Origin of the sequence: Pseudomonas sp. BF-B-26 (genome assembly GCF_019956495.1) — a bacterium.
GTDB lineage: Bacteria > Pseudomonadota > Gammaproteobacteria > Pseudomonadales > Pseudomonadaceae > Aquipseudomonas.
The window spans coordinates 36,585-42,745 of the sequence record NZ_JAHBDP010000096.1 but is presented as its reverse complement, the minus strand read 5'-3'; the positions used below and the strand labels follow the sequence as shown (position 1 = coordinate 42,745).

The window sequence follows — 6,161 nt, the reverse complement described above, 5'->3', positions numbered from 1 at the left end:
AGACAGGCCCGCGAATGCGGTGGGTCAGTCGACTTAACGGGTGACTGATGCACCGCATTCGCGAGCAAGCCCGCTCCCACAGTGGTTTTGTGTCGTTGCTTAAATCGCGGGCAACAAAAAGGCCCCCATTTCGGGAGCCTTGATGTTCAGCGATTCGACTTACATGTTCGGGTAAGTCGGGCCGCCAGAGCCTTCCGGCGCCACCCAGGTGATGTTCTGTGCAGGGTCCTTGATGTCGCAGGTCTTGCAGTGAACGCAGTTCTGGGCGTTGATCTGGAAGCGCTTCTCGCCGTCTTCCTTGGTCACCACTTCGTACACGCCGGCCGGGCAGTAGCGCTGGGCAGGCTCATCGTAGAGCGGCAGGTTCTTGGCGATCGGGATGCTCGGATCGGTCAGCTTCAGGTGGCACGGCTGCTCTTCTTCATGGTTGGTACCCGAGATGAACACCGAGCTGAGTTTGTCGAAGCTGAGCTTGCCGTCCGGTTTCGGGTAGTCGATCTTCTTGCAGTCGGCCGCCAGCTTGAGGCAAGCGTAATCCGGCTTGGTGTCGTGCAAGGTGAACGGCAGTTTGCCGCCGAAGATGTTCTGGTCGAGCCAGTTGAAACCGCCGCCGACGATGGCGCCGAATTTGTGGATCGCCGGGCCGAAGTTGCGGCTGGCGAACAGTTCGTCGTAGAGCCAGCTCTTCTTGAACGCGTCGACGTAAGTGGTCAGTTCTTCGGTGCCGTCTTTTTCAGCGAACAGCGCCTCGGCCACGGATTCAGCGGCGAGCATGCCGGACTTCATCGCGGTGTGGCTGCCCTTGATCTTGGCGAAGTTCAGGGTGCCGAGGTCGCAACCGATCAGCGCGCCGCCCTTGAAGACCATTTTCGGCAGCGAGTTCAGGCCGCCTTTGCAGATGGCGCGAGCGCCGTAGCTGATGCGCTTGCCGCCTTCCAGGTACTGCTTGAGTACCGGGTGATGCTTGAGGCGCTGGAACTCGTCGAACGGCGACAGGAAGGTGTTGCTGTAGGAAAGATCGACGATCAGACCGACTACAACCTGATTGTTTTCCAGGTGATAGAGGAACGAGCCACCGGTGTTCTCGGTGCCCATGATATCCAGCGGCCAGCCGGCGGTGTGGACCACCAGGCCTGGTTGATGCTTGGCCGGGTCGACTTCCCAGATTTCTTTCAGGCCGATGCCGTAGTGCTGGGCGTCGGCATCGCTGTCGAGGTTGAAGCGCTTGATCAGTTGCTTACCGATATGGCCACGGCAACCTTCGGCGAACAGCGTGTACTTGCCACGCAGTTCCATGCCCGGGGTGTACAGGCCTTCTTTCGGGTTACCTTCGCGGTCAACGCCCAGGTCGCCGGTGATGATCCCGCGAACTACGCCGTTTTCGTCGAACAGTGCTTCCTGAGCCGCGAAGCCTGGGTAGATTTCCACGCCCAGGTTCTCGGCCTGCTGGGCCAGCCAGCGGCACAGGTTGCCCAGGGAGATGATGTAGTTGCCTTCGTTGTGCATGGTCTTGGGCACAAAGAGGTCAGGAATCTTCTGCGCGCTGTCGGCGTTCTTGAGAACGAAGATGTCATCGCGGGTGACTGGCGTATTCAGCGGGGCGCCGAGTTCTTTCCAGTCAGGGAACAATTCGTTCAGGGCGCGTGGTTCGAACACGGCGCCGGACAAGATGTGAGCACCGACTTCGGAGCCTTTTTCGACCACGCAGACGCTGATTTCCTTACCGGCTTCGGCGGCCTTCTGCTTCAATCGGCAGGCGGCGGAAAGACCAGCGGGGCCGGCACCGACGATGACCACGTCGAATTCCATGTATTCGCGTTCCACAGGTTATCTCCTACTCAAGGCTCAACAGTTTTTTTTCTAATTGGAGGTTTGGTGTCGCATCCATGAATTCCTGCGCAATGCAGGAAGAGGACAATCGATGAGCCACCTTTCTCTCTAAGGTGGCGCATTATATCTACACCACTCCTAGCGTCCAATACAAACGTTTGTTTGAATCGGCTCAAAGCCAGAGAAATCAAAGTCACGCGGCTTATGACTGGCCATTTTGCCGTATTGACCGGAATAGGCGTTCCGGTCAAGATACGGTCGGTTTTGCGCTCGCCGTAGGCTGACTGTTGGTTTCAAGAGCACCTCTAAAGACAGGGCGATGGCAGTACAAGGTGATGCGCAGCGCAGGTTCCGGCGCGCAGTTTACACGCCACGATAATGAATGACTCGTCAGTCACTACTGACGAACGGTCATCTTCTTCGTGAGCGCTTGTCACTTGACACCTTTGCCAGCGTTTTTAGAGGTGCCCTTGCGCCGATGAGCATCAAACCGCCAGGTTCGCCTAGGCGACTTTCTTTTCACCGGAGAGTAACGAGGAATCCATGAAGGTTCTTGTAGCTGTCAAACGCGTTGTGGATTACAACGTCAAGGTTCGCGTCAAGGCGGACAATTCCGGCGTCGACCTCGCCAACGTCAAGATGTCGATGAACCCGTTCTGCGAAATCGCAGTGGAAGAAGCCGTACGCCTGAAAGAGAAAGGTGTTGCGACTGAAATCGTCGTCGTCTCCATCGGCCCGTCCACCGCTCAAGAGCAACTGCGCACCGCGCTGGCTCTGGGTGCCGACCGCGCCATCCTCGTCGAATCCGCTGAAGACCTGACTTCGCTGGCCGTTGCCAAGCTGCTCAAGGCTGTTGTCGACAAGGAACAGCCTCAGCTGGTGATCCTTGGCAAACAAGCCATCGACAGCGACAACAACCAGACCGGCCAGATGCTCGCGGCATTGAGCGGCTACGGTCAGGGCACGTTCGCGTCCAAAGTCGAAATCAGCGGCGACAACGTTGCCGTGACTCGTGAAGTCGACGGCGGCGCGCAGACGGTTTCCCTGAAACTGCCGGCCATCGTCACCACCGACCTGCGTTTGAACGAGCCGCGTTACGCGTCCCTGCCAAACATCATGAAAGCCAAGAAGAAGCCTCTCGAAGTGCTGACTCCGGACGCTTTGGGCGTTTCCACCGCCTCCACCAACAAGACCGTGAAAGTCGAAGCGCCAGCTGCACGCAGCGCGGGTATCAAGGTCAAGTCGGTGGCTGAACTGGTCGAGAAACTGAAAAACGAAGCGAAGGTAATCTAATCATGACTATCTTGGTAATCGCCGAACACGACAACAAAGTGCTGGCCCCGGCCACGCTGAACACCGTGGCTGCCGCCGTTAAAATCGGTGGTGACATCCACGTTCTGGTGGCAGGTCAGGGCGCTGGCGCCGTGGCTGAAGCCGCTGCGAAAATCGCTGGCGTGAGCAAAGTCCTGTCTGCTGAGAATGCTGCTTACGCGCATCAGCTTCCGGAAAACGTTGCTCCTCTGGTCGCCGAGTTGGGCAAGGGCTACAGCCACATCCTGGCTGCCGCTACTTCCAACGGCAAAAACATCCTGCCGCGCGTTGCCGCTCAGCTGGACGTTGACCAGATCTCCGAGATCATCTCGGTCGAAAGCGCTGACACGTTCAAGCGCCCGATCTACGCCGGTAACGCGATTGCGACCGTTCAATCGAACGCTGCAGTTAAAGTGATCACCGTGCGTGCTACCGGTTTCGATCCGGTGGCCGCTGAAGGTGGATCTGCTTCGGTTGAAGCCGTTGGCGCTGCACACGACGCTGGCATCTCCAGCTTCGTCGGCGAAGAACTGGCCAAGTCCGATCGTCCGGAACTGACCGCTGCCAAGATCGTCGTTTCCGGCGGTCGCGGCATGCAGAACGGCGACAACTTCAAACACCTGTACGCCCTGGCCGACAAGCTGGGCGCTGCCGTCGGTGCTTCCCGCGCTGCGGTTGACGCAGGTTTCGTACCCAACGACATGCAGGTCGGTCAGACCGGCAAGATCGTTGCGCCACAGCTGTACATCGCCGTCGGTATCTCCGGCGCGATCCAGCACCTGGCCGGCATGAAAGACTCCAAAGTGATCGTTGCGATCAACAAGGACGAAGAAGCGCCGATCTTCCAGGTGGCTGATTACGGCCTGGTGGCGGACTTGTTCGAAGCCATCCCTGAGTTCGAGAAGCTGGTCTAATCCAGCGGCCTGACTTATAAAGAGCCCGACCTTTTGGTCGGGCTTTTTTTTGTTCCGGATTTGAGTGGGAGAGTGTCGCCATGGATCTGCGCCGCGTTTACGGCTGGTTATTGCTGCTGGGGCTGACAGTGTTGCCGGCGCTGTCCGTCGCCGCGGGCAAGTGCGAACGCCTGGTGGTGACCGGCAGCCCGGATGCGCCGCCGTACCTGTGGCAAGACCCGCAACACCCCAAGCACCTGATCGGCGCCAGTGCCGACCTGTTGCAGCAGGTGGCGGGGGAGTTGGGGATCAAGGTCGAACTGCTTTACGCCGGCAAACGCTCCCAGGCTCTGGACGAAGTGCGCAGTGGGCGAATGGACATGCTGGCGGATGCGTCATTGACGGTCAGTGAACTGGACACTCTGGATTACATTCATCCTCCGTTACTGGAAAACGATTACCTGGTCTGGACCCGCAAAGACTCGACGCTGGTCTACAACGAAGCGCAGGACCTTCACGGTCATCCCGGCGCGCTGTCGGAAAAGTCTCGTATGACCCAGGCATTTGGTGTGTTCGCCGAGCAGCAATTGACCCTCGCACGTACACCTAACCTGACCCAGGCCTTTCAGAAATTGCTGCTGGGCGAGGTGGAATTTGTCCTTGCCGGACGCTATTCGGGCATGGCGGCCGCGCAGACACTTCACCTGGCCAACGACCTGGTCGCCCGTCCACAACCGATCGACAAACCCGGCTTGTTCCTCGCGATTTCCCACAACTCCGCCTGCAACGATCCGTGGTTGCGCGGACAGCTGGCCAAAAAGATGACAGAATTGCCCGCGTCCGGACTGACGGAAGCCGTGCTGCAACGCAATATCGAGCGCTGGAAGGCGCAGCTCTCACAGCCGCAGCAACCACCTGTCAGTACCCCAAAACAGTAGGGATTTTTAGTGAGTATTCGACCTCTTTTCGTTGCCCTGGCCGTTCTGGCTCTGGTGGGTTGTGCAGCCGATCCGGCGCCGAATGAACAATTGCGCCTGACCGAACAGGCACTCGAGCAGGCCAAGGCGGTGGGCGCCACCGCCGCCGACGTGCCGGAAATGAAACTGGCCGAAGACAAGTTCAACCGCGCCAAGGGCAGCATGAACGACCAATCCTTCAAGAACGCGCGCATGCGGGCCGAGCAGGCCGAGCTGGACGCGCGACTGGCCGAAGCCCGGGTTCTGACCCTCAAGAGCGAGGAGCAGTTGAACGTGCTCAACACCCGCATCACTCGCCTGCGCAAGCAACTGGGAGATGTCCAATGAGCCTCAAGACCAAAGCATTGGGCGGTTTGATCCTGGCAGGCTGCGCCAGCCTCTATGGTTGTGCCGGTCAGCACAGCGAGGCCGCGTTGCAGCAGGCCAGTACTGACTTTCAGAAGGTCAAGGAAGATTCCAACGTGCTGCGAATCGCGCCCAAGGACGTGATTCGCGCCGGTGAGTCGCTAGCCCGTGCCGATCGTCTGTCCAGCTATTGGGGCAGTGGATCGGACGTGCTGCATTACGCTTACCTGAGTGAACGCTATAGCGAAATCGCGCGCGAACACACCAATCAGGTGCTCAACGAGGAACGTGCGGCGAAGCTCGAACTGGAGCGTCAGCGCCTGCAGCTGGCCCTGCGCGAATCCAAACTGCTCAGCGTGCAGCAGCAGGGCAAGTGGCTCGAAGAACAGATTGTCGCGTTGGCGACCACCCAGACCGATCGCGGCCTGGTGATGACCTTGGGCGACGTGCTGTTCGACACGGGTGAAGCGGAGTTGAAAAACTCGGCGAACCGCGTGGTGTTGAAGATCGTGCAGTTCTTGCAGCTCAACCCCAAGCGCGTAGTGCGCATCGAAGGTTACGCCGACAGTACCGGCGGCAAGCAGGAAAACCTCAAGCTGTCCCGTGACCGTGCGCAATCGGTGGCAGATGTGCTGATGGATTTGGGCATCGACGATAAACGCATTCAGGTCGAAGGCTACGGCGATGAATATCCGGTCGACGTGAACGCCTCCGAACGGGGACGTGCACAGAACCGTCGGGTAGAAATTGTGTTTTCTGACGAAAAAGGCCAGCTCGGCGCTGCCCGTTAAGGGCTGCGTCACTG

General features: G+C 58.8%; 6 protein-coding genes. 5 read left to right on the top strand and 1 reads right to left on the bottom strand.

Annotated features, from left to right (window positions below; all coding sequences use genetic code 11):
* Positions 1–159: 159 nt before the first annotated feature.
* Positions 160–1,824, bottom strand: a complete 1,665-nt coding sequence (locus KGB03_RS22160) for an electron transfer flavoprotein-ubiquinone oxidoreductase (RefSeq protein ID WP_223528947.1) — start codon at positions 1,822–1,824, stop codon at positions 160–162.
* A 549-nt stretch (positions 1,825–2,373) separates the two neighbouring features.
* On the opposite strand from KGB03_RS22160, the gene KGB03_RS22155 reads away from it, so the two are divergent.
* From KGB03_RS22155 to KGB03_RS22135, 5 genes are all read left to right on the top strand, one after another.
* Positions 2,374–3,123: an electron transfer flavoprotein subunit beta/FixA family protein gene (locus KGB03_RS22155; protein ID WP_192410977.1), complete on the top strand. Its 750-nt coding sequence runs from the start codon at positions 2,374–2,376 to the stop codon at positions 3,121–3,123.
* Between the two features lie 2 nt (positions 3,124–3,125).
* Positions 3,126–4,055: an electron transfer flavoprotein subunit alpha/FixB family protein gene (locus tag KGB03_RS22150; protein WP_223528943.1), complete on the top strand. Its 930-nt coding sequence runs from the start codon at positions 3,126–3,128 to the stop codon at positions 4,053–4,055.
* A gap of 80 nt (positions 4,056–4,135) precedes the next feature.
* Complete coding sequence (locus KGB03_RS22145) at positions 4,136–4,972, top strand: substrate-binding periplasmic protein (protein ID WP_223528940.1); 837 nt, start codon at positions 4,136–4,138, stop codon at positions 4,970–4,972.
* A gap of 9 nt (positions 4,973–4,981) precedes the next feature.
* Positions 4,982–5,338: a DUF4398 domain-containing protein gene (locus tag KGB03_RS22140; RefSeq protein WP_223528938.1), complete on the top strand. Its 357-nt coding sequence runs from the start codon at positions 4,982–4,984 to the stop codon at positions 5,336–5,338.
* The gene (locus KGB03_RS22135; RefSeq protein ID WP_123364827.1) at positions 5,335–6,147 is read left to right on the top strand and encodes an OmpA family protein; all 813 of its coding nucleotides are present in this window, start codon (positions 5,335–5,337) and stop codon (positions 6,145–6,147) included. The genes KGB03_RS22140 and KGB03_RS22135 overlap by 4 nt, the downstream gene beginning before the upstream one ends.
* The last annotated feature ends 14 nt before the right edge of the window (positions 6,148–6,161 follow it).

Excerpts from the sequence above, each read along its gene's own strand:
- KGB03_RS22155 (WP_192410977.1), top strand. The coding sequence starts at position 2,374 with ATGAAGGTTCTTGTAGCTGTCAAACGCGTTGTGGATTACAACGTCAAG.
- KGB03_RS22150 (WP_223528943.1), top strand. The coding sequence starts at position 3,126 with ATGACTATCTTGGTAATCGCCGAACACGACAACAAAGTGCTGGCCCCG.
- KGB03_RS22145 (WP_223528940.1), top strand. The coding sequence starts at position 4,136 with ATGGATCTGCGCCGCGTTTACGGCTGGTTATTGCTGCTGGGGCTGACA.
- KGB03_RS22135 (WP_123364827.1), top strand. The coding sequence starts at position 5,335 with ATGAGCCTCAAGACCAAAGCATTGGGCGGTTTGATCCTGGCAGGCTGC.